Origin of the sequence: Brevibacterium senegalense (assembly GCF_000285835.1) — a bacterium.
Classification (GTDB): Bacteria; Actinomycetota; Actinomycetes; order Actinomycetales; family Brevibacteriaceae; genus Brevibacterium; species Brevibacterium senegalense.
This window is the reverse complement of the sequence record NZ_HE978604.1, coordinates 213,475-239,064: the sequence shown is the minus strand read 5'-3', so window position 1 is coordinate 239,064 and position 25,590 is coordinate 213,475. Positions and strand designations below refer to the sequence as shown.

General features: G+C 70.4%; 21 protein-coding genes and 2 pseudogenes. 14 read left to right on the top strand and 9 right to left on the bottom strand.

The window, feature by feature from the left end:
* Positions 1 to 93: 93 nt before the first annotated feature.
* From HGBR_RS10435 to HGBR_RS10425, 3 genes are read right to left on the bottom strand one after another with little or no spacing between them, the layout of a single operon-like run.
* Entirely contained in the window at positions 94 to 759 is a 666-nt protein-coding gene (locus tag HGBR_RS10435; RefSeq protein ID WP_026077507.1) for a DUF6320 domain-containing protein, read from the bottom strand.
* Positions 756 to 2,288: a hypothetical protein gene (locus tag HGBR_RS10430; RefSeq protein ID WP_019159290.1), complete on the bottom strand. Its 1,533-nt coding sequence runs from the start codon at positions 2,286 to 2,288 to the stop codon at positions 756 to 758. Before HGBR_RS10430 ends, HGBR_RS10435 begins: the two co-directional genes overlap by 4 nt.
* Complete coding sequence (locus HGBR_RS10425) at positions 2,285 to 3,319, bottom strand: alpha/beta hydrolase (RefSeq protein WP_019159289.1); 1,035 nt, start codon at positions 3,317 to 3,319, stop codon at positions 2,285 to 2,287. Before HGBR_RS10425 ends, HGBR_RS10430 begins: the two co-directional genes overlap by 4 nt.
* A 167-nt stretch (positions 3,320 to 3,486) precedes the next feature.
* Here HGBR_RS10425 and HGBR_RS10420 point away from each other — a divergent pair, with 167 nt between their 5' ends.
* Entirely contained in the window at positions 3,487 to 4,233 is a 747-nt protein-coding gene (locus tag HGBR_RS10420) for a YwaF family protein (protein WP_019159288.1), read from the top strand.
* Positions 4,234 to 4,540: 307 nt separating this feature from the next.
* Here the strand turns inward: HGBR_RS10420 and HGBR_RS20820 are convergent.
* Positions 4,541 to 4,708 (bottom strand): annotated as a pseudogene (locus HGBR_RS20820) (ABC transporter ATP-binding protein); the annotation flags it as partial.
* 286 nt (positions 4,709 to 4,994) lie between these two features.
* Here HGBR_RS20820 and HGBR_RS10405 point away from each other — a divergent pair.
* Positions 4,995 to 5,777: an NAD(P)-binding domain-containing protein gene (locus HGBR_RS10405; RefSeq protein WP_019159285.1), complete on the top strand. Its 783-nt coding sequence runs from the start codon at positions 4,995 to 4,997 to the stop codon at positions 5,775 to 5,777.
* 32 nt (positions 5,778 to 5,809) lie between these two features.
* On the opposite strand, the gene HGBR_RS10400 is transcribed toward HGBR_RS10405, so the two are convergent.
* The gene (locus HGBR_RS10400; protein ID WP_019159284.1) at positions 5,810 to 6,538 is read right to left on the bottom strand and encodes a glucosamine-6-phosphate deaminase; all 729 of its coding nucleotides are present in this window, start codon (positions 6,536 to 6,538) and stop codon (positions 5,810 to 5,812) included.
* A gap of 201 nt (positions 6,539 to 6,739) precedes the next feature.
* On the opposite strand from HGBR_RS10400, the gene HGBR_RS10395 reads away from it, so the two are divergent.
* The 7 genes from HGBR_RS10395 to HGBR_RS10365 all read left to right on the top strand — a co-directional run bounded on the left by HGBR_RS10395 (position 6,740) and on the right by HGBR_RS10365 (position 13,917).
* On the top strand, positions 6,740 to 7,318 hold the full coding sequence (locus HGBR_RS10395) for a peroxidase-related enzyme (RefSeq protein ID WP_019159283.1): 579 nt from the start codon (positions 6,740 to 6,742) through the stop codon (positions 7,316 to 7,318).
* Positions 7,319 to 7,618: 300 nt separating this feature from the next.
* A complete protein-coding gene (locus HGBR_RS10390; RefSeq protein WP_026077506.1) occupies positions 7,619 to 9,346 on the top strand; it encodes a carbon starvation CstA family protein in 1,728 nt (575 codons plus the stop codon).
* A 3-nt stretch (positions 9,347 to 9,349) separates the two neighbouring features.
* Positions 9,350 to 9,655, top strand: coding sequence for a cory-CC-star protein (locus HGBR_RS10385; protein ID WP_019159281.1), 306 nt, complete (start codon positions 9,350 to 9,352; stop codon positions 9,653 to 9,655).
* On the top strand, positions 9,646 to 10,620 hold the full coding sequence (locus HGBR_RS10380; RefSeq protein ID WP_019159280.1) for an ArsA family ATPase: 975 nt from the start codon (positions 9,646 to 9,648) through the stop codon (positions 10,618 to 10,620). Before HGBR_RS10385 ends, HGBR_RS10380 begins: the two co-directional genes overlap by 10 nt.
* A gap of 161 nt (positions 10,621 to 10,781) precedes the next feature.
* On the top strand, positions 10,782 to 11,564 hold the full coding sequence (locus HGBR_RS10375) for a SurA N-terminal domain-containing protein (protein ID WP_019159279.1): 783 nt from the start codon (positions 10,782 to 10,784) through the stop codon (positions 11,562 to 11,564).
* A gap of 165 nt (positions 11,565 to 11,729) precedes the next feature.
* On the top strand, positions 11,730 to 12,476 hold the full coding sequence (locus tag HGBR_RS10370) for a TetR/AcrR family transcriptional regulator (protein WP_019159278.1): 747 nt from the start codon (positions 11,730 to 11,732) through the stop codon (positions 12,474 to 12,476).
* The gene (locus HGBR_RS10365) at positions 12,469 to 13,917 is read left to right on the top strand and encodes an MDR family MFS transporter (RefSeq protein WP_245533324.1); all 1,449 of its coding nucleotides are present in this window, start codon (positions 12,469 to 12,471) and stop codon (positions 13,915 to 13,917) included. The genes HGBR_RS10370 and HGBR_RS10365 overlap by 8 nt, the downstream gene beginning before the upstream one ends.
* Positions 13,918 to 14,150: 233 nt before the next feature.
* Here the strand turns inward: HGBR_RS10365 and HGBR_RS10360 are convergent, their stop codons facing one another.
* Both HGBR_RS10360 and HGBR_RS10355 read right to left on the bottom strand, forming a co-directional pair.
* Positions 14,151 to 16,709, bottom strand: a complete 2,559-nt coding sequence (locus tag HGBR_RS10360; protein ID WP_019159276.1) for a PEP/pyruvate-binding domain-containing protein — start codon at positions 16,707 to 16,709, stop codon at positions 14,151 to 14,153.
* Between the two features lie 22 nt (positions 16,710 to 16,731).
* Positions 16,732 to 17,985: a lysophospholipid acyltransferase family protein gene (locus tag HGBR_RS10355; RefSeq protein WP_019159275.1), complete on the bottom strand. Its 1,254-nt coding sequence runs from the start codon at positions 17,983 to 17,985 to the stop codon at positions 16,732 to 16,734.
* A gap of 84 nt (positions 17,986 to 18,069) precedes the next feature.
* On the opposite strand from HGBR_RS10355, the pseudogene HGBR_RS10350 reads away from it, so the two are divergent.
* Together HGBR_RS10350 and arfB are read left to right on the top strand one after the other, a co-directional pair.
* Positions 18,070 to 18,630 (top strand): annotated as a pseudogene (locus HGBR_RS10350) (1-acyl-sn-glycerol-3-phosphate acyltransferase); the annotation flags it as partial.
* 143 nt (positions 18,631 to 18,773) lie between these two features.
* Positions 18,774 to 19,214, top strand: a complete 441-nt coding sequence (gene arfB, locus HGBR_RS10345; RefSeq protein WP_019159273.1) for an alternative ribosome rescue aminoacyl-tRNA hydrolase ArfB — start codon at positions 18,774 to 18,776, stop codon at positions 19,212 to 19,214.
* 39 nt (positions 19,215 to 19,253) lie between these two features.
* Here the strand turns inward: arfB and HGBR_RS10340 are convergent, their stop codons facing one another.
* Positions 19,254 to 19,613, bottom strand: coding sequence for a VOC family protein (locus HGBR_RS10340; RefSeq protein WP_019159272.1), 360 nt, complete (start codon positions 19,611 to 19,613; stop codon positions 19,254 to 19,256).
* Between the two features lie 254 nt (positions 19,614 to 19,867).
* Here HGBR_RS10340 and HGBR_RS10335 point away from each other — a divergent pair, with 254 nt between their 5' ends.
* The 3 genes from HGBR_RS10335 (at position 19,868) to HGBR_RS10325 (ending at position 23,551) form a co-directional block, all read left to right on the top strand.
* Positions 19,868 to 21,748 (top strand): ABC-F family ATP-binding cassette domain-containing protein, encoded by a 1,881-nt coding sequence (locus HGBR_RS10335; protein WP_019159271.1) that lies wholly within the window; start codon positions 19,868 to 19,870, stop codon positions 21,746 to 21,748.
* 143 nt (positions 21,749 to 21,891) lie between these two features.
* Positions 21,892 to 22,650, top strand: coding sequence for a helix-turn-helix transcriptional regulator (locus HGBR_RS10330; RefSeq protein ID WP_019159270.1), 759 nt, complete (start codon positions 21,892 to 21,894; stop codon positions 22,648 to 22,650).
* A gap of 103 nt (positions 22,651 to 22,753) precedes the next feature.
* Complete coding sequence (locus HGBR_RS10325) at positions 22,754 to 23,551, top strand: VOC family protein (protein ID WP_019159269.1); 798 nt, start codon at positions 22,754 to 22,756, stop codon at positions 23,549 to 23,551.
* A 139-nt stretch (positions 23,552 to 23,690) separates the two neighbouring features.
* Here HGBR_RS10325 and HGBR_RS10320 read toward each other — a convergent pair whose 3' ends face one another.
* Positions 23,691 to 25,511, bottom strand: coding sequence for an NAD(P)/FAD-dependent oxidoreductase (locus tag HGBR_RS10320; protein WP_019159268.1), 1,821 nt, complete (start codon positions 25,509 to 25,511; stop codon positions 23,691 to 23,693).
* Between the last annotated feature and the right edge of the window lie 79 nt (positions 25,512 to 25,590).

Genomic DNA, 25,590 nt, shown 5'->3' with positions numbered 1-25,590 from the left:
TGACGCACAACACCGGCGATCCGCGACTATTCCCGCCGTCCGCGATGTGGACCCACGACTGTGTCGCAGCATCGAGCGCGCAGGTCAGACCCCTCACAGGTGCAGGCGCTTGCCCAGCTCGTGGCGGACCTCGGCGCCGCGGGTGAAGACGAGGAGGGCGAGCGCCAGGAGGCTCAGCACGCCGCACGCCACAGACGGCAGCGGCTCCCGCACCCACCCCAGCCCCAGGAACACCAGCGGCGCCAGACCCAGCAGCACGGCCAGGCCCGTGTGGACGATGTGCTCGCCCACCTCGATCCGCACGATCCGCACGGTCAGCAGCAGCGCCAGGATCGCTCCCCCGCACGTCGCCGGCACCGCATAGGACAGCGCCCACCCGTCCCACCCGGCCAGGTAGTCCCAGTACGCGCACAGCAGCCCCACGAGGATGACCAGGTAGACGACCGTCTTCGCCAGGTTGCGTCGCTTGCGCACCGCTGTGCCCACGACCATCCACATCGCGACGACGGACAGCCACACGGTCCGCCACACCCCGATCCCGTGTTCCCCGGCGCCGAACAGCAGCTGGACTCCCAGCGACCCCAGGATCACGACCGCCGAGGCCGCGAACAGCAGCCGGAACACCACCTTCCGCGAGTACTCGAGTGCGATCGTGGGGTAGGGGTCCGGGGTCGGCTCGCCCTCCATCGTCTCCCCGCAGAGGGGACACGTGCGCCAGTCGCCCTCGACGTCCACCGCGCACGTGGCGCAGCGCCTCATGCGCCCACTCCCGCGGGTGAGTCCTCGATCTCCTGCTCCGTCACGCGGGCGGCGGCGACCGTCACGTCCACGCCCTGCTCCGTGAGCATGCGAGTGAAGGCGCGCACGTGGTCGGCCTCCTGGAACGGCGAGGTGAAGCTGATCGTCATGACCCCGTCGTGCGTCATCGAGCAGAACTGCGGCCTCACCGCGGACACGTGGAAGAGCATCCGCCGCACCCTGGCCTCCGCTGGCTCCGGCAGCACGACCCGCCCCAGGTTCGACACCGCGACGGTGAGGCCGCGGTTGTTCGCCCGGTTGATGAGCCGCAGCAGCAGGTCCTTGAGCGGTCGCGGCACGATCCGCAGCAGCGGGCTGCGCTCGAACCGGAGGAACCGGCGCAGCTTCGCCTCGAGCGCCTCCGGCGTCGTCTCCGGCAGGAACTGCGCGGCCAGATCGCGGCAGATGCCGCCGAGGTCGTCGTCACCCCGCCCGTACGTGTGCGCCACCCGCACGGTCGCGAAGAAGTTGCGCGGCGACAGGGACGGGAAGAACTGGCGCAGATTCACCGGCACGGAGGCCGCGATGGTCTGGGACTTCCCCAGCCCGCCCGAGGACTCGCGCACCGCTTCGAAGAACAGCGCCGTGAGGAAGAGCGTGACGGGCACTCCGTGCGGCTTGGCGAGCGCCAGCACCTGGGGCGCCGGCATCGACAGCTCGATGAGTCGCGGCCGATCGTCCGGCGTGCGCGTTCCGGTCACCCGGTGCACGCGCCGCAGTGCCACGAGGCCGGGGCGACGGGAGACGGGCTCGTCGGCCCCATGCGCGGAGATGTCCCCGACCCGCCGCCCCAGACGCTCCGGCGGGGGCGTCCGGTGGAAGTAGTGAACGAAGCTGTCCGGGGTGAGCCCCAGCGGGTGGGCACCCTCAAGCGGATCGGGGTCCACGGCCGGGTCCGCATCGAGTGCCGGGTCGGGCGCGACTGACGGACCCGGCGAGACCGGCGAACCCGGCGCGCCCGACGAGTCCTGGTCGCCGGCTTGGCCCGGGGGGTCCGCGGGCGAGCGGGTGCCGGCCGGGGCCTCGGCGGCGGTGTCCTCCGTCTGACCCGGCGCTGCGGTGCGGCCCTCCGGGTGGCGCAGGGCCAGGTAAGCGGTCAGCAGGTCCGTGAGGAACCAGAGGGCGCCGGTGCCGTCGGACAGCGCGTGGAACACCTCCAGCGAGATGCGCCGGTGGTGGTGGACGACGCGGAACAGGAGCTCCTTGCGGTCCGGGTGGTGCAGCGGCGCGCACGTGTGGCGCAGGTCCGGTGTGACCGTGGGGCGCAGGTCGCTGTCCTGCAGGTAGTACCAGAAGATGCCGCGGCGCAGGACCGCGTGGTAGAGCGGGTAGCGGTCGAACGTGGCGTCGAGTGCCTGCTGGAGGAGGGCGGGATCGATGTCGTCGTCGACCTCTGCGGTGATGCGGAAGACCTTGGGATCCGCGTCCGTCCAGGCGGCCAGGAAGATGTTCGAGGCGTTGTCCAGCCGCACCCATGCGCGGCGGGTCATGCGGCCCCCTGGGGCTCCGGATCGTCGGTCCGGGGCGTGGGGTCGGCCGTCTCTGCCGGGGTCCCATCCAGGAACTCGTCGATGACCGCGTAGGCGTGGCGGAGGGACTTGGAGAACCGCGGCAGCGTGATGAAGCCGTGGAGTGCGCCGGGGACGCGCTCGATGCGGACGTCGTTGCCGGCCTGGCCCAGGGCGCGACCGTACGCCTCCCCCTCATCGCACAGCAGATCCAGCTCCGCACTGATGACGAGGGTGCGCGGCTGGTCGCTCAGATCATCCGCCAGCAGCGGGGCGACGCGGGGATCGCGGCGGTCGTCCCGGTCCGGGACGTAGAGGCAGAAGTAGTCCTCGACCTCCAGGGTCGTGAGGCGGTAGTCGCGGCCGTGGGTGCGCACGGACTCGAACGGAGAGGTCGCGGGGTCGTGATCCCAGTGAGTGACCGGATAGAGGAGGATCTGGCGGCCGACGGTGGGGTTGGTGCCGTGGGCGCCGCCGGCCTCGTCGCGCAGCTGCTGGGAGACGACGGCGGCCAGGTTGCCACCGGCGGAATCGCCCACGAGGACGATGCGGTCAGCGCTGTCCGCCCTCACACGGTGGGGTTCGGTCAGCAGGAGGCGGGTGATGTGCAGGCAGTCCTCGAGGCCGGCGGGGAACGGGTGCTCCGGCGCCAGCCTGTAGTCGACGGACACGACCGTGCAGCCGGTCAGCTCCGCCATCGTCGCGCACGCCGGGGTGTAGCTGGCGATGTCGCCGGTGACCCAGCCGCCGCCGTGGAAGAAGAGGAGGACGTCGTCGCGGCGACGCTCGAGCGGCTCGAAGACGCGGCAGTGGATCGGGTGTCCAGCGGAGTCCACCGTCACCTCGCGGAACGGAACGCGGGGTCCGGGCAGCGGCAGCTGCGCGACGTGGCGCTGGAGCCGGCGGACGCGCTCGTAGTCCTCGCGCATGTTGATCCGCGGGGCGGCGAAGAGCCGCATGACCGCTCGGGCGAGGCGGTTGATCGGCGGGCGGGCGCGCGGGGACTCGTCCATGGGGTCAGCATAGGCGTGGGCGGCGCTGCGGAGTCACAGACGACTCGAGGACTCACCGCACGAATCGCGGGTCCGCGCACTCCGGTCCGCCATCGGTCTCCGGAACTCACCTCACTCGTCGTGCTCGGAACGCCTATCCTGACTGCTCAGGACCCTAGACTGTCGGCATGATGCGGACTGTCGAGCCGATCGGGCGCATGACCCCCTTCGGCACCGAGCACCTCTCAATGCTGCTCCTCACCGTCCTCGCCTCGATCATCGTCGTCCTCATCGGCCGCCGGATCCGCGGCACCGCACATGAGCCGACCGTGCTGGATGCCACCGGGTGGACCCTGCTGAGCGTGACGGTCCTGTGGACGGCCTGGGGCATGTCGCCGGGACAGTGGAACATCGACCAATCGCTGCCCGTCCAGTTCTCCGACGTGCTGCGCTTCATCACCTCGATCGCACTGCTGACCCGTGCCCGGTGGGCGATCGCGATCAGCTACTACTGGGGGCTCACGCTCAACGTGCAGTCGATCCTCACCCCGGACCTCAACTACTACAGCCTTCCCACCCTGGAGTTCGTCGCCTACTGGTTCCTCCACATCGTCGTCTTCGTCGTGCCGATCGGCCTGGTGTGGGGGCTGGGGCACCGACCCACGTGGCGCGGTTACGGCATTGCGCTGGCGGCCGCCTTCGTCTGGGCGGGCGTCGCGATCGCCGTCAACACGCTCACCGGCGCGAACTACGCCTACCTCAGCCAGGCACCCGCCGGCCCGTCCGCCCTGGACCTCCTGGGCCCGTGGCCGATCTACATCCTGTGGGAGGCGGTCCTGGTCGCCGTGGTCTGGGCCCTCATGACCTGGCCGTGGACACGACGCCGCCGTCACCCGCACCGCGAGCCACGTTCTCTCTCGCCGAGGCGTGGGTGAACGGCTCGACGCACGCATCCGCACAGCCTGGTGCCGAACCGGTCGCCCTCGCGCGGGCGAACGAGGGCGCCAGGACTCTCAGATCCAGCCGTGGGCGCTGCCGGATCGGATCGTGCTGTGGACCACGGCCATCACCCTGGCGGCGACGGGTGTCCTGTCGCTCTTCACCGGCTGAGCAAGCACATCGGCACACTGCCTTCATGCCCGAGGGGACCCCGCACGCGGGGTCCCCTCGGACCGTGAGACAGTGTGTCGGCGAAAAGTGGACTTGCGACAGGTGGATGTGGCGACTGGCGCGCCTCTCCCCCTACGCGCCCGCTCGCAGGCGCGCGGCCTCCTGGCGGCGCTCCGCCTGCGCGACGGGGTCCGGTACCGGCAGCGAGGCGATGAGCCTGCGCGTGTAGTCGTGCTGCGGGCGGGTGAGGACCTGCTCGCCGGTCCCGTTCTCCAGCAGCTCGCCGTGGTATAGCACGCCGTCTCCTGCGGATTGCTCATTCACACATGGCCGGGCCGAGTGCGCCGGACGCCACTGCGTCACCGCGTGCGGCCGGCACTCCCCTTGTCTCGTGTGCTCGTGTGTCGGTCGATGGGCAGCGGCCCAGTCAACCACACTCGCTGGGGGCTGTCACAGCCTCCGCCCGCGTCCCACGGCATTCCGCCGGGCGGGCGCGGCCCCTAGGGTGGGATCGACCGGAACGGACAGGGACCCCGCAGGCCGGGGTCCACGCGGCGACGACGCCGCCCCGAGGGACGGAGAGACCATGAGCGCGCAGCCGACGATCGGCTTCATCGGTGTGGGAGAGATCGCAGAGGCGATCATCGAGGGCCTGGCCGCCGGCGAAGATCCTCCGCGGGTCGTGGCGTCCCCGCGGGGACGCGAACGCAGCGCCTCCCTGGCTGACCGGTTCCCGTCCCTCGTCACCGTCGCCGCCTCGAACCAGGCCGTCGTCGACGCCGCGGACACCGTCGTGCTGGCGGTCCTCCCGGAGCAGCTGGCGGAGGTCGCCGGCCCTCTGGACTTCCGCGATGACCAGGTCGTCGTGAGCGCCCTGGCGGGCGTCACCACCGCCGGGGTCGCGGCCGCCGTGGGTGCCCGTGCCCCGGTGATCCGCGCGATCCCCATGCCGCCGGTGCGCGATCGGGCTGTGCCCACCGTCGTGACACCGGATCACCCGGCCGCCCGCGCGCTCTTCGACCGCACCGGCGGCACGCTGGCCGTCGCGGACGAGGAGGAGCTGGCGGTGTTCTCCGCCGCGACCGGCGCCGTGTCCGGGTTCCTCGAGTACCTGGCGGTCGTGTGCGCGTGGACGGAGGAGCAGGGTGTGCCGCGCGAGTCCGGTCAGCGGTTCCTGCGCGGCCTGTTCGGGGCGCTCGCACCGACGATCCGCGACGAGTCGACCCCGATCGCGGACGTCGTCACCGCGCACGAGACGCCCGGCGGCCTCAACGAGCAGCTGCGCCTCGAGGTCTTCGACGACGCGGGGACGGACGCGCTGTCCGGCGCTCTCGACCGGCTCCACGCGCGGGTCCGCGGCGCCAGCTGAGACGGGAGCTGCGCGGTCTCAGGCGTTGGGCGTCAGCGCTGCAGGTGTGAGGCGGCTGCGTCGTCCACGTAGACGTCGAGGTCCGCGTGCCGCTGGAGGGCGCTGACCGGCACCTTCGGACTGGCAGTTCCCTCGACCAGCGCGCCGATCGCCGGGGCCTTGCCCTCGCCGAAAGCCAGCAGCAGGGCATGCCGGGATTCCAGGATCGTGCCGATCCCTTGCGAGATGGCTCGGGTGGGGACCTCATCGAGGTGCTCGAAGAAGCGCGCGTTCGCCTGCCGGGTGCTGGCGGTCAGCTCGACCGCGCGGGTGCGCGAGTCGAAGGACGAGCCCGGTTCGTTGAAGGCGATGTGCCCGTTGGGTCCCACCCCCAGGATCTGCAGGTCGACGCCGCCCCAGTCCCGGATGCGGCGCTCGAAGTCGCGTGCGGCGGCATCCGGATCCGCAGCATCCCCGGCGGGCAGCACGGCCGTGGCGGAGTCGATCCCCCACGGTTCCAGGACGTGCGTGCGGATGTAGTGCCGGTAACTCTGCGGGTGGTCGGCGGACAGCCCCACGTATTCGTCCAGGCAGGTGATGCGCAGACGGCTGAGGTCCAGACCGCGCTGCACACGGGAGGTCAGCTCCGCGTAGAGCGGCTCCGGAGTCGACCCCGTCGCGATGCCCAGCACGGCATCCGGGGTGGCGCGCACCAGCGCCTCGACCGCGTCTGCGGCCTGATCGATGAGACGGGTGGGGTCGCTGCCGATCGTGATCCTCATGCGTGTCTTCCTGCTCCGGGACCCGTGGGCCCGTGTCTGCTCTGGGCCCCGACGGACCGCTCCTGCTGCGCGGCCCGGCGCCCCGCCATCCGGACGATGCTACCCATGTCGGAAGCCGCCTCCTGCCCCGGGTGGGCGCCTCCGCTGCGGCTGAACCGCAGAAGCGTCGCGGAGTGTGACGCACGTCGCTACAGTGAGGACATGCGCTATCCCTACGCCTCACTCGACGACGTGCCGCAGGACATCCGGGACCAGATCGTCGCGGTGTCGGAGAAGACCGGCTTCATCCCCAACGTGTTCCTGGGCCTGGCCCGCCGCCCCGCGGAGTTCCGCGCGTTCTTCGCCTACTACGACGCGCTCATGGAGAAGGAGACCGGCAGCCTCACGAAGGCGGACCGGGAGATGATCGTGACCGCGACCTCGGCGGCCAACGGCTGCCTGTACTGCGTCGTGGCCCACGGCGCCGTCCTGCGGATCATGGCGAAGGACCCCTATGTGGCGGACCAGGTGGCGGTCGACCACCGGCATGCGGACATCACCCCGCGACAGCGGGCGATGCTCGACTTCGCGATGAAGGTCTGCCGGGAGCCCGCAGCCGTCAGCGATGAGGACCACGAGGAGCTGGCCCGCCACGGCTTCGACGACGAGGACGTGTGGGACATCGCGGCTATCACCGGCTTCTTCGGCCTCTCCAACCGCATCGCACTGGTGAGCGGGATGCAGCCCAACCCGGAGTTCTACCTGATGGGTCGCGTGCCGCGGGAGAAGAAACAGGACTGACACGGGAAGGTTGGCGCCGCCGAAGGGTTCTTCGTCCTCCTGTGGAACATCGTCACCGTCGCGTTCCGGCAGCGGTTCATCCCCGACCGGCGGCTGGGGCCGGTGAACTCCGTCTACCGGCTCTTCGGCTGGGGGGGACGATCGAGGCCGCCGCACGTCGGGCTCACACAGACCGCCAAGGGAATTCACAGTGAACGACGAGGATTGATAGGGTGTGGCCACAGCCACGTCTGCCGCCGCGCCTGATCCGCACGACAGACGGGCTCACGCAACGACGCGCAGACGAAAGGCACACCTCCGATGAGTCCAGTCCTCCTCATGGCGATCGGTCTCGCGATCTTCGCCCTCGGGTACTTCGTGTACTCGCGGTACCTCGCGAAGCGCGTCTACCGGCTGAACGACGATTTCACGACCCCCTCGCACGAACTGCGCGATGGCGTCGACTACGTCCCCACCAACAAGTTCGTCCTCTGGGGACACCACTTCACCTCCGTGGCCGGCGCCGCTCCCATCGTGGGACCAGCGGTCGCACTCATCTGGGGCTGGGTGCCCGCGTTCCTCTGGGTCACGCTGGGCACCGTGTTCTTCGCCGGCATGCACGACTTCGGCGCACTGTGGGCGTCCGTGCGGAACAAGGGGCAGTCCATCGGCGCCCTGTCCGGCCGGTACATCGGCAAGCGCGGCGCAGGGCTCTTCCTCATCGTCATCTTCATCCTGCTGCTCATGGTGATCGCCGCGTTCTCGGTCGTCATCACGAATCTGCTGATCGCCACGCCCACCGCCGTGATCCCCGCGTGGGGCGCGATCGGCGTCGCTCTGCTGGTGGGCGTCGCCGTCTACCGCATGCGCCTGCCACTGCTGCCCGTCACCGTCGTGGGCGTCGCCGCCCTGTACGGTCTGATCCTGCTGGGCGATGCGGTCCCCGTCGTCATCCCGGAGAACTTCCTGGGCATGACCCCCACGGTGTTCTGGATCCTCGCGCTCTTCATCTACGGCGCGTTCGCCTCGCTGCTGCCAGTCTGGGTGCTGCTCCAGCCGCGCGACTACATCAACGGCGTCCAGCTGTTCATCGGTCTCATCCTGCTCTACGGCGCCGTCGTCATCGGGATGTTCGTCTCCGACGGTGCGCACGAGATCGTGGCACCGGCCATCAACACGAACGTGCCGGACGGCACGCCCAGCATCGTCCCGCTGCTGTTCGTCACGATCGCCTGCGGTGCCATCTCCGGTTTCCACGGCATGGTCTCCTCGGGCACCAGCTCGAAGCAGCTCGACAAGGAGACGGACTCGCGGTTCGTCGGATATTTCGGCGCCGTGGGCGAGGGCCTCCTGGCCCTGGGCACCATCATCGCGATCTCCGCCGGTCTGCGCACGGTCGCGGAGTGGGAGGAGCTCTACAGCGCCTTCGGCGAGGCCGGGGTCCAGTCGTTCATCCAGGGCGGCGGCATGCTCATGGAGTCCGGCCTGGGCCTGCCAGCGTCCCTCAGCTCCACCGTGCTGGCCACGATGGCGGTGCTGTTCGCAGCGACCTCGCTGGACACCGGCTTCCGCCTCATGCGCTTCGTCGTCCAGGAGATGGGCGATCGCGTGAACCTCCGGATCGGCAAATACGCCGCGACCGGCGTCGTCCTCGTGCTGGGCATGGGCCTGACCTTCTCCCAGGGGCTGGGCGCGGAGGGCGGCCTGCGCATCTGGCCGCTCTTCGGCACCACCAATCAGCTCATGGCCTCACTCACGCTGCTGATCCTGGCGGTCATGCTCATTCGGAAGCGGCGCAACCCGTGGCCCGCGCTCATCCCGCTGGTGATCGTCTTCTCCATGTCGTTCTGGGCCGCGATCGATCAGCTCTTCAGCTTCACGACACCCGGTTCGCAGGACTGGCTGCTGTTCGTCATCGACTGCATCATCATCGTCAGCAGCGTGCTCGTGGCGGTCGAAGGGATCAGAGCCATCGTCCGCGCCGTCAACGAGCCGGCGGAACCGGAGGATGAGGACGCGAAGCGCACCGCGGTCCGCGAGGAGGTCTGACCGATGACGGACGAGGACGTCACGGGCCCGGACCCATCGTGGACGAGCCAGCTCGCCCACGGGTGGGCCGCGGTCCGTGACGGACTCGAGGAGTTCTACAAGGGGCCCTATCGCCAGATGTTCGCCCGCGAGAAGCGCGATGAGGACGACTTCTTCACCCTCATCGTGCTGGGTGAGGCACTGGGGGTGCCCGACCCGGCGGCCTACTACACCGCAGAATTCCTGCCCGGCCTCTACCAGGACTTCCACGCCTGGCACCGGCGGATGGGCATGCCGGATTCGCCCCTGGACCACATCGCATGCTGCTGAGCACGATCGCGGACCTCGACGTCGTCTTCGTGGGCGGGAAGGGCGGCGTCGGCAAGACGACCGTGGCGTCGACACTCGCCATGGCCCGCGCGCTGTCCGGGGACCGTGTCCTCGTCGTCTCGACGGATCCCGCGCACAACCTGGGCCATCTGTGGGGCACGACCGTGGGCGACGCTCTGGTGCGCCTCACCTCCGCCCCGGCCTCGAGCGGGTACGTCGACGGACTCGAGATCGACCCGAGCGCCACGCTCGACCGTCATCTGGCGGCCGTCGGGCGGACGATGCACCGCATGCTGCCCGAACGCATGCGTCCGCACGCGGAACGACACCTCGCTCTGGCGCGCGAGGCACCCGGCAGCTTCGAAGCGGCGGTCCTCGAACGGGTCGCGGACGCGGCCGCACTGGGGACGGACTCCTATGACCTGGTCCTCTTCGACACCGCCCCGTCGGGCCACACACTCCGCCTGCTCTCCCTGCCAGGGCAGCTGACGACATGGACGGAGTCCCTGCTGAAGAACCGCGACCGTTCGGAGCGCTACTCGGCGGCCATGCGGAGCATCGCCGGCGGGACCGACGATGATCCGACCGCGCAGGCGGATGCAGAGCTCCGTCGCACCCTGCACCGCCGCCGCGAGCGCTTCGATCGGCTGAGGTCGCTTCTGCGCGATCCGCAGCGCACCGGCTTCGTCGTCGTCTTCACCCCCGAGCGGATGCCGGTCGCGGAGACGCTCGAGCTCACGGCCTCGCTGGAGCAGTTGGACGTGCCCGTGTCCGCTCTGGTGGCGAACCGGCGCTCCCCCTCCGATGCAGGCGAACTCCTGCGGGCCCGCCGGGACATCGAGGACACCCAGATCCAGCGGGTGCACGAGGCACTGCCGGCGATCCCGCTCGCCCAGCTGCCGCTGGTCTCCGGCGAGATCGTGGGCGCGGACGCGCTCGAGGACTTCGCGCGTCTCCTGCCCTGAAGGCACTCCGTCCGCCCCGGTTCAGCGCGTATTCAGCGTGGACTCCCACGCCGGTCAGGTCCGATCACTAGCCTGGACGGTCGCACGCACACAGCCGGACAGCCGCACGCGCGGACAGCCGGGCAGAGGCGGGCACCGTTCGCCCGAGCACAGGAGACCACATGGATTTGAAGACGATGGGCATCGCGATCGGGACGGCGGCGGTGCTGACGCTGGGCGCCTGCGGAGGGTCCGGCGGCGGCACGGAACAGGACCCGGCCGCGACGGACTCAGCCGCGCAGGGACAGGACCCGGCAGCATCGGGTGAGGCGGCCTCTGCGGCGGAGCCGGACCTGTCCGACGTCCCCGACGTCGTCGCGGAGGTCAACGGCGAGGAGATCACGAAGGACGATTTCTCCGGCCCCTACGAGTCCCAGTTCCAGGCGCAGGCGATGCAGTCGCAGCAGACCGGGCAGCAGGTCGATCAGGACCAGCTCAAGCAGGATCTCGTCGACAGCCTCGTGAGCGTCGAGCTGCTGGAGCAGGAGGCGGCCGACCGTGGGATCGAGCCGGACGACTCGGACATCGACGACGCACTGGCGGAGGCTGCGGAGCAGAACCAGATGAGCCCCGACGAGTTCCTCGAGGCGATGGGCCAGCAGGGCATGGACGAGGACGCGGTCCGCGAGCAGGTCGCGTCGCAGGAGACCGTGTCTCTGCTGGTCCAGGAGGAGTCCGGCCCGTTCGAGGCCAGCGATGAGGAGATGCAGCAGGCCTACGACCAGGCGGTCTCGCAGCAGGAGCAGATGGCGCAGCAGGGCGGCCAGGCCGCGCAGGAGATGCCGCCGATGGAGGACGTCGAGCCGCAGCTCGAGCAGCAGGTGACCGCGCAGAAGGAGTCGCAGGCGACGGAGGAGCTGGCGACCGCGCTGCGTGAGGACGGCGACGTGACGATCCACCTCTGAGTGATCGACCTCTGCGTCAGGCCCGCCTCCGCGGAGCGACCGCGTCCGGGGAGGCGCCGGCCCGCCGTCGCTGTCCGGGCGGGAGGGCTCGCCGTGGGCCCGGGTGAGGACTCTCACCCGGTCTTCATTGCAGTCACTGCAAATGTGCACGTAGTGTCATGAGTGATGACTGCAGACGCCACACCCTCCCCCACGCCCGACCCGCAGAGCAACGCACCGCAGACCGACACGGGCCTGCGCGCCCGCAAGAAGAACGACACCCGACGCGCGATCCGCACCGCCGCCCTCGACCTGGCGGTGGAGGTGGGGCTCGACGCGCTCACCGTCGACGGGATCGCCGCTCGCGCGCAGATCTCGCCGCGCACTTTCTTCAACTACTTCGCGCACAAGGAGGACGCGCTGGTGATGGACTCCGCCGCCGGCGCGCGCACACTGCAGCCGCTCATCGTCGAGCGCCCCGCGGAGGAATCGCCGCTCCACGCGATCCGCGCGGTCATCACGGAGACGGACCTGTTCTCCGTCATGAACTCGGACCGTGAGCGCACCCTCGCCCGTCAGCGACTGGTGGCGCAGCACCCCGTGCTGCTGGCCCGGCAGCTGAGCCTCAACGCGCGGATGGAGAACCTGCTGGCGGAGTCGGTCGGCACGCGGATGGGCGTCGATCCGGCGAAGGACCCGCGGCCGGCGCTCATCGCGGGGGTCGCCGGTGCCGCGATGCGCGTGGCGATCGACCGCTGGGCAGCCGACGGCACCACGCTGCTGTCCGATCGGATCAGCGCCGCGTTCGACCTGCTGGAGAACGGGCTCCTGACGGACGGGGGCACGTGGGATGGGACGGGCGGCCCGACCGCACCTGCAAGGACGGGCGGCCAGACCTCCGCGACCGGGACGGACGGTGACGCACGTGGCTGACTCGTCGCGGTCTCAGGCCTACGACCACTCCGCGGGCGGGCGGAACATCCTCATGGCGGTCCTGCTGTCAGGGGCCTTCGTCATCATCCTCAACCAGACGCTCCTCAACACCGCGCTGCCGGCGTTCATGCGGGACTTCGGGATCACCGCCGGTGAAGCGCAGTGGGTGACGACGATCTTCATGCTGGTCAACGGCATCATGATCCCGGTCACAGCGTTCCTCATCCAGAAGTTCACGACCCGCACCCTCTTCCTCACCGCGATGGGACTCTTCATCGCGGGGACGATCATCTGCGCGATCGCGCCCGTCTACCCCGTCCTGCTGCTGGGCCGGGTCGTGCAGGCGATGAGCGGCGGACTCATCATCCCGCTCATGCAGACGATCCTGTTCGCGATCTTCCCGGTGGAGAAGCGCGGGTCCGCGATGGGCACCTTCGGCCTCGTCATCTCCTTCGCCCCGGCGATCGGCCCCAGCCTCTCCGGCTGGATCGTCGACCACCTGCCGTGGGAGGTCCTCTTCATCATGATGCTGCCGATCGCGGTGATCGCCGCGATCTTCGCCTACGTCATGCTGCGGAACGTCACGGAGCAGACGAACCCCCGCCTGGACGTCCTCTCGATCATCCTGTCGTCGTTCGGGTTCGGCGGACTCCTGTTCGGCTTCGGCGGGGCCGGCGACTACGGGTGGGCGAGCCCGTCCGTCTACGTGCCGCTGGCGGTGGGCGCCGTGATGCTCACGTGGTTCATCGCCCGCCAGCTGCGCCTGCCGGAACCGCTGCTGCAGCTGCGAGTCCTGAGGAACCGCATGTTCACGCTCAACACGGTGCTGGGCATGCTCGTCTTCATCGCGATGATCGGCGGCATGCTCATCATCCCGATGTACATGCAGAACATGAACGACTTCACCGCGATGGAGTCCGGTCTGGCGCTGCTGCCCGGCGCGGTCGTCATGGGTGCCGCCTCCCCCATCACCGGCCGGATCTTCGATGCGGTGGGCGCGAAGTGGCTGGCGGTCCCCGGGTTCCTGCTGCTGGCGGTGTCGACGCTCGCACTGGCGTTCCTCACCCCGGACACGTCGTTCCTCTACCTCACGATCGTCAACACGGTGAGGATGATGGGCACGGCGATGGTCATCATGCCGGTGACGACCGCCGCGCTGAACCAGCTGCCCATGAGCCTCATCCCGCACGGCACGGCGCTCAACAACACGCTGCGCCAGATCGCCGCCTCCGTGGGCACGGCGGTGCTCGTCACCGTCATGGTCGCAAGCGCCCGGGATCCGGAGGAGTATGGGATCGCCGGGCAGATCCACGGCGCGAACGTGGCGTTCCTGGTCGCCGCGATCGTGGCCTTCCTGGGCTTCGTGGGCGCGTTCTTCATCCGCGACTCCCACGGCCCGGCTGCTCCCGCGAAGGACGCGGAGGCGGAGCCGACACCCTGAGCGCGCGGCCGGCGTGGCCCTGGCTGTGCCCCTCATCTACCTACGCGTTTTCTCGCGTTGTGCATGCGAGCATTCCCGCACAACGCGAGAACTGTTTCCGGGCTCCCACGCACCCTCACTTCTTCACACTTCTCTCGCGTTGTACGTGCGAGCATTCCAGTACTTCGCACGAATCGATCGGCGGGCCGCCCTCTCGTGCCAGACCGCCCCTCACGTGACCGAACCTCGCCCCCTCACAGCTCCGTGACGGTGCCCGCGCTGCCGTCGATGCGCACGCGCTGACCGTTCGTGAACCGGCGGGTCGCCTCGCGGATGCTCATGACGGCGGGGATCCCCAGCTCGCGCGCCGTGACCGCCCCATGGGACAGCGCTCCGCCGCTCTCCGTGATGACCCCGGCCGCCTGGTAGAACAGCGCGGTCCACGCCGGATTCGTCGTCCGAGCCACCAGGATCGCCCCCGCCGGGAAGCGCGGGAAGTCGTCGGGGCTGTGCACCACGTACACCTCCGCCTCGACCTGTCCGGGGCTGCCGGCCGTCCCCGTCAGCCCACCCTCCGTCGGAGCATCAGCCGCCGCCTGTCCGTGCACCCAGTCCGGCTCGGAGTCGACCGCCGCCTCGTAGCCGGCCCGCAGCTCCTGCGCCTCCGCACGCAGACGCCCCAGCGCCTCCGCTGATCCGCCGCGCACCGCCGTCTCGATCGTGTCGACGTGGAGGAAGTACACGTCATCCGCGGCGTCCAGGTGACCGGCCTCGACCAGTCGTGCGCCCAGCTCCGCCAGCGCCCGGCGCATCGGCAGTGTCAGGCGGGTGGTCTGGTAGTGCTCCAAGTCGTCCAGCGCCGTGTACGTGCGGGCCAGGCGGATGACCTCCTGCACGAAGTACCGCAGGTCGTCCGGCACCGCATCCAGCACCTGCCGCTCGACCTCCGCCTGCTGGGCGCGCAGCTGATTCGCCGAGGCCCGCCCCTCCTCCTCCCGATGCGCCAGCACCCGCAGCTGGTTGACGACGATGTGGGGCGCGCCCACCCACGTGGGGTGGTAGGCGTCGAAGTCCAGCTCGCGATGTCCGTGCCGGGAAAGGAACTCGTCCAGCTCGCGGGCGAATGCGGGGAACTGCTCGCGCAGCTCGTCCATGTGCCCCTCAGCACTCGACAGTCCGTCCAGGAACTCCAGCAGATCCGGCGTGGTGCGGATCGTCCGCGACAGCTGCCACAGCTCGTCGTTGACCTGACCGGTCTTCGTGTCCGTCTGCGCCAGCAGCTGGTCGAAGACCGGCTGCGCCTGTCCTTCCGGCAGTCCCAGCGACAGGAGCGTGAGCAGTCCCTTGTACAGGGTCGTCTGCGTCAGTGAGATCGCGATGTTGGGCAGGAAGTACGCGGTGCCCAGGTCGCTGATCGACCGCACCAGGTCCCACAGGCCCGCCAGGTCCTTGTCGCGCAGCGGCTCGTGACTCAGCCGCCCGAGCCCCAGCAGATACGTGTCCAGATCGCGCATCCACTGGACCGGCAGATCCTGCACCCACGCGAACCGGCGGGCGATCTCCGGCAGCGCCGCCCTGATGCTGTCGACGTCCTGGAACAGGGCAGCGGGGAACCGCCCGCTGTAGAGCTCGACGGCCGTCTGGTTGCCGTAGATGTAGAAGTCCTTCATCGCGAACCACTTGTCGCCGAACGGCGGCAGCCCCATGAGGTCGAAGCTGTGGTTGAGCGACCGGTGGAAGCCCTCCTCGACCAGGTCCCACGTGAGCGGGGTGACCGGGGTCGGGTACCGCTCCGCGGACTCGTCCCGCGTCCACCGGGGCGCCACCCGCGTGACCGGCCGCGACTGCAGCAGGAACAGCCGCCCCTCGCTCACCGCCCACTCGATGTCCTGCGGGAACCCGAAGTGCGCCTCCGCCCGCACGGCCAGTGCGGCGACCTGCGCCCGCATGGGGGCCTCGATCGCGGCCGCCTCGACACGCTCCGGCGCGACCTCCACCTCACGCACCCCGCCGTGTCCGTCGCCGCCGCCGAGGCCGTCGTCACCCGCACTGCCGCCCTCACCGTCGCGCGTGCCCGCGTCCACCACGAGCGCGACGGGCTTGCGGGCGATCCGCACCTCGACCTCGTCGCCCCCGTCGCGGTCCAGGCGGTACTCGTCGACCTCCGCCTCGCCGCCCACGACGGTCTCACCCAGGCCGTAGGAGGCGTTCACCAGAACGGTGCCCAGGTCGCCGCGGACCGGGTCGATCGAGAAGGCCACACCCGCCGCCTCGTCCGCGGTCACCTCGACCATCTGCTGGACGACGACCGCCATCGACGCCTGCAGGTGATCGAGTCCCAGCCGATCGCGGTACTTCATCGCGTGCGCGTTCCACAGCGAGGCGTAGCAGCGCCTGACCGCCCGCGCGACCTCCTGCGCACCCCGCACACCCAAGTACGTGTCGTGCTGGCCGGCGAACGCCGCGCCCGGCAGGTCCTCCATCGTGCCCGACGACCGCACTGCGACGGCTCGCTCCGCCAATCCCGCGGATGCCATGGCCGCCTCGATCTCCCCCACCCACCTCTGGTCCACGGGCTGGGAGAGCAGCAGGTCCTGCACCTGTGCGGCCGCGGTCTCGAGCGTCTCGTCCCGCAGGATCCCCCGGATCTGTCCGCGCAGATCCGCGATGAGGTCCGCATACGCCTCCGCCGTCACGATGATGCCGGGCGGCACGGGCAGGTCGCGGGCGGACTTCGCGAGGCTCGCGCCCTTGCCTCCGGACATGTCCAGGCGGACGGCGTCGTCGTGGTGGAAGTCGATGAGACGGGACATGAGAGCTCCTGCGTGTTGGGGATCAGCGGGACGAGCGGGGATCGGAGACGGGGTCGGCAGCGTGTGCTGTCAGCGGGGCGGTGTCCGGCTGCCAGCGCGGGGCGGTCACCAGCAGGCGCCCGGCCACGAGGCTCACGGCGCCCGCCGCAGCGGTCACCCCAGTCGCCTGACCGTGCCCGGTCGCGATCCCCGTGATGCCCGCGCCCAGCAGCACCGCACCCCAGACGACGGTCGCTCCCGCGCCCCCCAGCACCCGGAAGAACGAGACCGTGTTGCGCGCATCGGCCTTCCGCCCCACCACGTGGGAGGCCCCCAGCACCGGCCAGACGGGCCAGTGCAGCAGCAGACCCAGGCGACGCGGCCAGGGCGACGGGACCGCGACCTCGGCGACCGATCTATCGGGGACGGAGGCACCCGACGGGACCGCGACCTCGGCGACGGGGTTCCCTGCCGCAATCGCACCGGCGGCGCACGGCCCGGTTCCGGCAGCATCGCCGGCCCTGCCCCGGGCCGCTTCCTGCTCCTCCAGGAACGCGGCCGCGAACGATTCCCCCGCCCTGGACCTCGCCGCCGCCCGCTGCTGCACACGGTCGAACACGGCCGGCGACGGGCAGTCCACGGACACCGCGTCGAGGGCATCGGTGATGAGCCGGTGCGCCTCCTTCTCCCGCTCGATGCGCGGACCGGCAGTGGAGCGCGGCAGGTCGAGGACGGGCCCCACCCAGGGCTGGACCGTGGAGCCGTAACGCTCGGGGGCGGCGTAGAAGAGGCCCACCGGGATGACGTCGACGTCGATCCCCTCCTCCTGCAGGCGGCACCAGATCTTCGCGGCTCCGCGCTGGTGGGTGCCGGGGGCGTGGCGCCAGTCGCTGGTGCCCTCGGGGAAGATGACGAGGTCGCCGCCGTCGCGCAGGTGCGTCACCCCCGCGGTGACGGGATCCGTGATCTGCGACCGGTCCATCCCGTACCGCTCGACGTCCTTGGCACGGATGACCGGGATGCCGGTGAAGAGGACTCGCAACGGGCCGCGCAGCAGCTGCAGCGACACGAGGTGCTGCGCGTGCGGGAACGCGGCCAGCACGATCGCCCCGTCCAGCGCGCCGTTGCGGTGGCTGGCGACGATGAGACGAGACCGCCGCCGAGGTCCCGGCTGAGTCCCGACCACCCGCACCCGCCCGAAGTAGGCCCGCCGAAGGGCCGACTGGACGCCCCGGTACCAGGGCCCCAGCGAGACCGCGGGATCCGGTCGGGTCGAGGCGGTGCGTGGGCGGTTCATGCGGCTCAGTGTTCCACAGGCCACAGGCGTGTGAGGCGGTTGTGGCAGGACTGGAACGAGGCGCGGTCCGGCTAGGGTGAGAGCATGCTTCGCTCCCTCATCGCACGATCGTTCTGGCTGACCAGCCGGTGGACGCTGCGGACGCAGCCTGCCCCCGCGCAGCCCACGATCCTCATCGGCGCACCCCACACGTCGAACTGGGATTTCGTCTTCATGCTGGGGATCGCGTGGCGGTTGGGCATCGACGTGCGGTGGCTGGGCAAGAAGAGCCTCTTCGCCGCGTGGCGCGGTCCACTCATGCGCGGCCTGGGCGGAGTCCCGGTCGACCGGGAGAACCCCGGCACGGTCGTACGCGACATGGTGCGGCGGGTGCGGGACGGTGAGGTGTTCGGCCTCGTCGTCACCCCGGACGGCACGCGGAAGGGACAGACGCACTGGAAGTCGGGGTTCTACCGGATCGCGCGGGAGACCGGCCTGCCGTTGACCCTGGGTTACGTCGATCGCACGACGATGACGACGGGGCTGGGACCGACGCTCCAGATGACCGGGGACGTTGCCGCAGACATGGACCGGATCCGTGCGTTCTACGCGGACAAGTCCGGGTTCCACCCGCAGCATCGCGTGGAGCCGCGGCTGCGGGATGAGCCGGGACTGTCGAGTGTGGCAGGACAGCCGGACGAGGCGGGGATGCCGAACGCGAGTCAGCCGGAAGGTGCGGAGCTGCCGGACCGGACCGGGACCCCGGACGACGCCGGACTGACCGACGAGCCTCAGACGAGCTGAGCGCCGTGGACGATCTGCAGGTGCCGCCGGGACCGGGCGCGCCCCGGGGCCTCGTGGTGCCGGCGGCGGAGCTGCACGAGCAGTTCTCGCGATCCTCGGGTCCGGGCGGCCAGCACGTGAACACGGCGGATTCGAAGGTGCAGCTGAGTGTGGACCTGGCGACGACCTCGGCGTTGGATGACGCGCAGCGGGCGCGAGCGCTGCGGCAGCTGGCCGCCCGCCTGGCGGGCACCGTCCTGCAGGTGAGCGCGGAGGACCACCGGTCCCAGATGCGCAACCGGACGATCGCCCGCGAGCGGCTGGCCCACCTGCTGCGCGAGGGCGTCGCGCCTCCCGTTCCCCGTCGTCCCACGAAGCCCACCCGCGGGTCGAAGCGGCGCAGGCTGCAGGCGAAGAAGCGGCGGTCGGAGATCAAGCAGACCCGCAGGCGCCCCAGCGGGGAGTGAGACGGCTCGAGTTCACCTGCCGCCGGTGGTTCCTGACGCTCAGTGGTCGCTGAAGACGCCCAACCGGTTGCCGCTGGGATCGGTGAACTCGAAGCGGCGGCCGCCGGGGAACTCGTAGGGGCCTGCGACGATCGTGCCGCCGGCGTCCGTCACCGCGGTCACGGAGGCGTCCAGGTCGTCGGAGACCAGCAGGACCAGCGGGCCAGCGTCAGAGGGCTGCGCCTGCGGATTCAATCCGCCCACCTCGCCGTCGCCGCCGGGCGCGCGGATTCCCGCGTAACCGGGCCCGTACTCATTGAACTCCCACCCGAACGCGGCCTCGTAGAACGCGCGGGTCTGCGCCAGATCCGTCACGCCGAACTCGATGTAGGTGAGGGTGTGATGCGCAGGACTGGTCATGTCGCTCCTCCGGTCGGGGGGGGTCCGGTGATTCGTGGCACCGTGCTCACGGCCTCGCTGCAGGCCGCTCCCCCAGTATGTGCGCGGCAACCACGCGCGCACCAGACATCCGGCCCAGCAGGAGACAGTCCGCCGTGCACTGTCGGACCGGCGGTGGGCCTGCTACCGTATGCGGCGTGAAGAAGTGACCTCGTTCTCCTCCCGCGTCTGCGGCGTTGCCCCGCGGGAGTCCGACCGAACTCGAGGACACCCCTGTGCCTGCCTCTTCTCTTCCCGCCTTCTCTGACCCCGCGCATGCGCCCTCCGTCGCACCCACCTCTGCACCCACCGGGGCACCCTCCGCCGCCCACCTGCGCGCCGACGGGATCTCCCTCTCCTACGGCGCCCGGCGCGTCCTCACCGATGTCTCCCTCACCGTCTACGCCGGCGAGCGCGCGGGCCTCATCGGCGAGAACGGCTCCGGGAAGTCCACCCTCCTGCGCATCCTCGCCGGCCTCCAGGAGCCGGACGTGGGAACCGTGCGCGCGACCGCTCCGGGCGGGCGGATCCCCCGGATCGGACTGCTCCACCAGGAGCCGCCGTTCCCGCCCACGGACACGGTCGCCCAGGCGCTCGAGTCCGCCGTCGCACCGATCCGTCAGGCGGAGCACGACCTCGACCGGGCGGCCTCCGCACTGGCGGGCTCCCCTCAGGACGGCTCCGCCGTCCACGCCTACACACGCGCCCTCGAGACCGCCCAGGACCTGCGCGTCTGGGAGATCGACTCCCGCATCGAATCGCTCCTGGCCGGACTGGGCCTGGCCGACGTGCCCCGCGACCGCCCCACCCGGGAACTCTCCGGCGGGCAGGCCTCGCGCCTGTCGCTGGCGTGGCTGCTGCTGTCCGCCCCGGACGTCCTGCTCCTGGACGAGCCCACCAACCATCTGGACGATTCCGCGACCGCGCACCTGCGCGACGTCCTCGCCTCCTGGCCCGGTCCCGTGCTGCTGACCAGCCACGACCGGGCATTCCTCGACGAGGCGGTCACGGCGCTGCTCGACCTCGATCCGGCACCCATCCCGCACGCGGTCGCGGGCGGCCTCCTCGAGGACGGCACGGGGACGGGGATCGGCCTCACCCGTTTCACCGGTGCCTACACGGACTATCTGCGTGCCCGCCGCGACGAGCGCGCCCGGTGGGAGCGCCAGTACCGGGACGAGCAGCAGGAGCTGACGCGCCTGCGCGCGGCCGTGGGCGAGAATCAGACTGTCGGCCATCACGATTGGAAGCCCCGCACCGAGTCGCGGATGGCCCGGAAGTTCTACGCCGACCGCAACGCGAAGGTCGTCTCCCGCCGCGTCAAGGACTCCCGCAACCGCCTCGCAGACCTGGACGAGCACCAGATCCGCAAGCCCCCGCAGGAGCTGCGGTTCGCGGGCTTCCAGCCCGGCACAGCAGACGCCCCCGCCGAGGCCGCCCGGACCACCGCCGTCGACCCACCTGCCGCTGTGGCCGGGACCGCCGGCAGCGATCGCGCGTCCGCCGGTGTGCCTTCCGGCACGGACGGCCAGGCGACCGGCACCGCGACCGTCCTCTCGGCCTCGGGAGCGGGGGTCGCAGGCAGGCTCGCCCCCACTGATCTGCTGGTGCGGGCGGGCGAGAAGTGGCTCATCACCGGCGCCAACGGGGCCGGGAAGTCGACGCTGCTGCACGTGCTGGCGGACAGGCTCGACCCGACGAGCGGGCGCGTCGAACGCGCCCCGGGACTGCGCATCGGACTGCTCTCGCAGGAGGTCGACCTGCCAGACCCGGGCGAGCGCGGCCCGGAGCGCACGGTCGCCCAGGCGTACGAGGACCTCGTGGGCACCGCACGCGCCCAGCGGACTCCGGTGACGGACTTCGGTCTGCTGGCCGGACGCGATCTGCACCGGCCGGTCGCCAGCCTGAGCGTCGGCCAGCAACGGCGCCTCGAACTGGCGGTCCTGCTGGCGGACACCCCGGACATCCTGTTGCTGGACGAGCCCACGAACCACCTGTCCATCCTCCTCGTCACCCAGTTGGAGGCCGCGATCCACGAACACGCTGGCACCGTCCTCGTCGCCTCGCACGACCGGTGGCTGCGCCGCGGCTGGAGCGGTCAGACCCTCCACGTGTGACGTGTCGACCGCCGGCACCTCGATGGGCCAGACGGCACCTCGACGGACCGCCCGCCGGTTCGAGAGCCCACTGCACGCGGTGGCCCTCGAACCGGCCGACGGTCCCTCGGCGAACGGGGTGCAGGCACAGTACACTCGAGCCTGTGACCGGGCTCGCGAATGCGGCGATGTCCACTGCGGACACGCTTCTGACCTCCGCCCTCGGGCTGGCGCGCAGCCGCCCCGAGGACCTCACCGTGGCCGATCTGGCCGACCACGTGGGGTACAGCCCTTTCCACTTCTCGCGCCTCTTCACGCATCGTCTGGGGATCAGTCCGGGCCGCTACCTCACCGCCCTGCGGATCGACCGGGCGAAGCGACTGCTGCTGGAGGACACCGAATCCGTCATCGACGTGGCCTCCGCGGTGGGCTTCGACTCGCTCTCCAGCTTCAGCAGGCGCTTCAGCGCCACGGTGGGCGTGCCGCCCGGTCGCCTGCGCCGCCTGGCGGAGAGGATCAGCGACCGCCCGCCGCTGCCCTTCAGCCTCCTGCAGCCCGGCTCCGGCTCCGTCCGCGTCGACCTGGACGTGCCCGTGTCCCTGGGCGTCCGCGGCGACCCGCACATCTGGGTGGGCTGGTTCCCGCAGCCGGCGCCCATCGGCCTGCCGCGGTCCGGCACCCTCGTGTCCGGAGTGGCGTCCGTCGATCTGCCCCTGTGCCCCGGTGCCCCACACCTGCTGGGATTCGCGGTTCCAGCACAGGCGGACGCGATGGACCAGCTGGCGCCCACGGATCCCACCGTCGCCGTGGCACCCGGACCGCTGCGCGCCGGTTCCCGCATCACGCTGTCCTTCGCCTCCGCGCAGTCCGCCCAGCGCCCCGTGCCGCTCGTGACCGCACTGCCCAGCCTCTGCACGCGGTGAGCACCCCAGCAAGTTCGGACACACACGGGACCACCGCCCACTCCTACGGTGGAACCACTGAAGCGGAGACTCCGCTTCGGACCTCACACCCCACGGAGGAATCATGACCAGGACCACGGGAACCACCGCATGGATCGATCTGAACTCGACGTCGCTGCCACAGACGCAGGAGTTCTACTCCGCACTCTTCGGGTGGACGTTCGAGTCGCAGGGCGAGGAGTTCGGCGGCTATTGCATCATCCGCAACGGCGACGCCCTGGTGGGCGGCGCGATGGACGTCACCGGGATGACGTGCCCGGAGGGCGACCCGCTGGAGCCCCGCTGGGACGTCTACCTCACCGTCGACGACCTGGACGCCCGGCTTCAGAAGGCGCTGCAGTTGGGCGCGAAGAGCCCCATGGACCCCATGCCGATCGGCGAGGCCGGCCGCATGGGCGTCCTCTGCGACCCCACCGGGGCCGGGATCAACATGTGGCAGGCCGGCGATCTGGACGGCTACGACCACACGGGCCTGCCCGGCTCCCCCGTCTGGTTCGAGCTCATGACCCACCAGTACGACAGTGCCGTGGAGTTCTACACCGCCGTCTTCGACGCACAGCTCGTCCCGATCTCCGAGCAGATGGACGACGACAGCTTCCGCTACTCCACGAACGGGCCGCATGAGACCGCGTCCTGGGGGCTGGGCGACGCGACCGGGGTCATGCCGGAGGAGGCCGCGGGCTGGCGCGTCTATCTGGCCGTCGAATCGTGTGACGCCGCCGCGCAGAAGGTCGTCGACCTGGGCGGGAAGCTGCTGGACGGCCCGGTCGACTCCCCCTTCGGCCGCATCGCCACAGTCGCGGATCCGCACGGGGCGACCTTCCAGATCTCCGCGATGAGCGAGGCCGTGCCGGAGGGCTGAGTCCCACCTTCGTCGCCGACGGGCCCCGGGAGCAGCCGCCTGCGCCCGGGGCCCGTCACCAACAGTTCCGCCGCCGAGGCCGCGGCCGGCCCACCGTGGCCCGGCACCACCCGCTGACACGGCCTCGGCCCCGAGCCGCTCAGCTCAGGTGATGGACCTCCTGCAGTCCGTAGACCGGCGTGTCGATGCCTTCGTAGCGCGCCTTGAGCTGGAGGGCCAGATAGAGCGAGTAGTGCCGTGACTGGTGCAGGTTCCCGCCGTGGAACCACAGGTTCTCCTGCTGGGTGGGCTTCCACATGTTGCGCTGCTCGCCCTCCCACGGTCCGGGGTCCTTCGTCGTGTCGGATCCCAGGCCCCACACCTTCCCCACCCGATCCGCGGTCTCCTGGTCGACGAGGTCCGCGACCCACCCGTTCATCGAGCCGTAGCCCGTCGCGTACACGACGAGGTCCGCGGGCAGCTCCGTGCCGTCCTCCAACACGACGGCATCCTCGGTCAGGTGGTCGACCTGGCCCTTCGCCAGTGCGACGCCGCCATCAGCGATGAGTTCAGCCGCACCCACGTCGATGTAGTAGCCGGATCCGCGCCGCAGGTACTTCAGGAACAGACCGGACCCGTCCTCGCCGAAGTCCAGGTCGAAGCCCGCATCCGCCATCCGCTGGTAGAAGTCGCGGTCCCGCTCCTTGATCTGGTCGTACAGCGGGATCTGGAACTCGTGCATGATCCGGTACGGCAGGGAGGCGAAGATGAGATCGGCCTTCTCCGTCGTGACACCGTTCGCCAGAGCCCGCTCCGAGTAGAGATCGCCCAGGCCGATGTCCATGAGCGAGTCGCTCTTGACGATGTGCGTGCTCGATCTCTGCACCATCGTGACGTCGGCGCCCACCTCGTGCAGCGCCCCGCAGATGTCGAACGCGGAGTTGTTGCTGCCGATGACGACGACCTTCTTCCCCGCATATGCATCCGGTCCCGGGTGCTGGGAGGAGTGCTGCTGCTCGCCCTTGAACACATCCGCACCGGGGAACTCGGGAATGGCGGGCTTGCCGGACATCCCCGTCGCCATGACCAGATGCGTGGGGTGAAGGGTGATCGTCTCGCCCTGGCGCTCGAGCTCGACCGTCCACCGGCCGGCGGCCTCGTCATAGGTCGCCCGCGTCGCAGTCGTCGACGACCAGTACGGCACCTCCATGACCTTCGTGTAGAACTCCAGCCAGTCCGCGATCTTGTCCTTGGGCGCGAAGACCGGCCAGGTGTCCGGGAACTTCAGGTAGGGCAGGTGGTCGTACCAGACCGGGTCGTGCAGGCACAGCGACTTGTACCGCGAGCGCCACTGGTCACCGGGCCGCTCCCACCGGTCGACGACCAGGGCGGGCACACCCAGCTGCCGCAGCCGCGCTCCCAGTGCGATGCCGCCCTGACCACCGCCCACCACCAGGACGTACGGGTGGGCGGTCCTGCCCCAGGCCGCGTCCTCCTCAGCTCGCTTCTCCGACCAGCTCTTCCGCTGGGGGTCGACGCCGTGCTCTGCACCGCTGATACGCCGATCCCCGCGCGGCTCCTCGTGACCCTTCAACTCCTGCAGTGTCGTCAGCATGGTCCATGCCTTCGCCCCGCCCTCGTCGATGAGGCGGACCAGACCGGAGCCGCGGCCCACAGAGGTTGCGAAGGTGAACCAGGCCTCAGTCACGCCGTCGGCCGTCGCGGCCGGCTCGCTCAGCTGGAAGTCGGTGGGTGCAACGCGGTCCAGGGTGTGGGTGAGCATGTCCCGGACTCCGTCGCGGTCCTCGACTGTGCGGAGGTTCCAGGTGAAGGACACGAGGTCCCGCCAGTAGCTGGTGGTTGCGAACAGGTCCACCGCCGCATCGATGTCGCCGGCCTTCAGCGCTGTCTCCAGGTCCCGCAGCCAGCCGGTGGCGATGTCATCCGCAGTCTGCACAGGCTGATCGGTCACTGTCGTCATGTCATTCCTCCTCGTTGAGATGTGTGGCTCCACAGTAGAAGGGCGATGACGACGGAAGAGTTGCATGACCGTTGCACGG

Bases quoted from the DNA above. Each gene is read 5' to 3' on its own strand.
- HGBR_RS10435 (WP_026077507.1), bottom strand. From the start codon at position 759: ATGAGGCGCTGCGCCACGTGCGCGGTGGACGTCGAGGGCGACTGGCGC.
- HGBR_RS10430 (WP_019159290.1), bottom strand. From the start codon at position 2,288: ATGACCCGCCGCGCATGGGTGCGGCTGGACAACGCCTCGAACATCTTC.
- HGBR_RS10425 (WP_019159289.1), bottom strand. From the start codon at position 3,319: ATGGACGAGTCCCCGCGCGCCCGCCCGCCGATCAACCGCCTCGCCCGA.
- HGBR_RS10420 (WP_019159288.1), top strand. From the start codon at position 3,487: ATGATGCGGACTGTCGAGCCGATCGGGCGCATGACCCCCTTCGGCACC.
- HGBR_RS10405 (WP_019159285.1), top strand. From the start codon at position 4,995: ATGAGCGCGCAGCCGACGATCGGCTTCATCGGTGTGGGAGAGATCGCA.
- HGBR_RS10400 (WP_019159284.1), bottom strand. From the start codon at position 6,538: ATGAGGATCACGATCGGCAGCGACCCCACCCGTCTCATCGATCAGGCC.
- HGBR_RS10395 (WP_019159283.1), top strand. From the start codon at position 6,740: ATGCGCTATCCCTACGCCTCACTCGACGACGTGCCGCAGGACATCCGG.
- HGBR_RS10390 (WP_026077506.1), top strand. From the start codon at position 7,619: ATGAGTCCAGTCCTCCTCATGGCGATCGGTCTCGCGATCTTCGCCCTC.
- HGBR_RS10385 (WP_019159281.1), top strand. From the start codon at position 9,350: ATGACGGACGAGGACGTCACGGGCCCGGACCCATCGTGGACGAGCCAG.
- HGBR_RS10380 (WP_019159280.1), top strand. From the start codon at position 9,646: ATGCTGCTGAGCACGATCGCGGACCTCGACGTCGTCTTCGTGGGCGGG.
- HGBR_RS10375 (WP_019159279.1), top strand. From the start codon at position 10,782: ATGGATTTGAAGACGATGGGCATCGCGATCGGGACGGCGGCGGTGCTG.
- HGBR_RS10370 (WP_019159278.1), top strand. From the start codon at position 11,730: ATGACTGCAGACGCCACACCCTCCCCCACGCCCGACCCGCAGAGCAAC.
- HGBR_RS10360 (WP_019159276.1), bottom strand. From the start codon at position 16,709: ATGTCCCGTCTCATCGACTTCCACCACGACGACGCCGTCCGCCTGGAC.
- HGBR_RS10355 (WP_019159275.1), bottom strand. From the start codon at position 17,985: ATGAACCGCCCACGCACCGCCTCGACCCGACCGGATCCCGCGGTCTCG.
- HGBR_RS10340 (WP_019159272.1), bottom strand. From the start codon at position 19,613: ATGACCAGTCCTGCGCATCACACCCTCACCTACATCGAGTTCGGCGTG.
- HGBR_RS10325 (WP_019159269.1), top strand. From the start codon at position 22,754: ATGACCAGGACCACGGGAACCACCGCATGGATCGATCTGAACTCGACG.
- HGBR_RS10320 (WP_019159268.1), bottom strand. From the start codon at position 25,511: ATGACGACAGTGACCGATCAGCCTGTGCAGACTGCGGATGACATCGCC.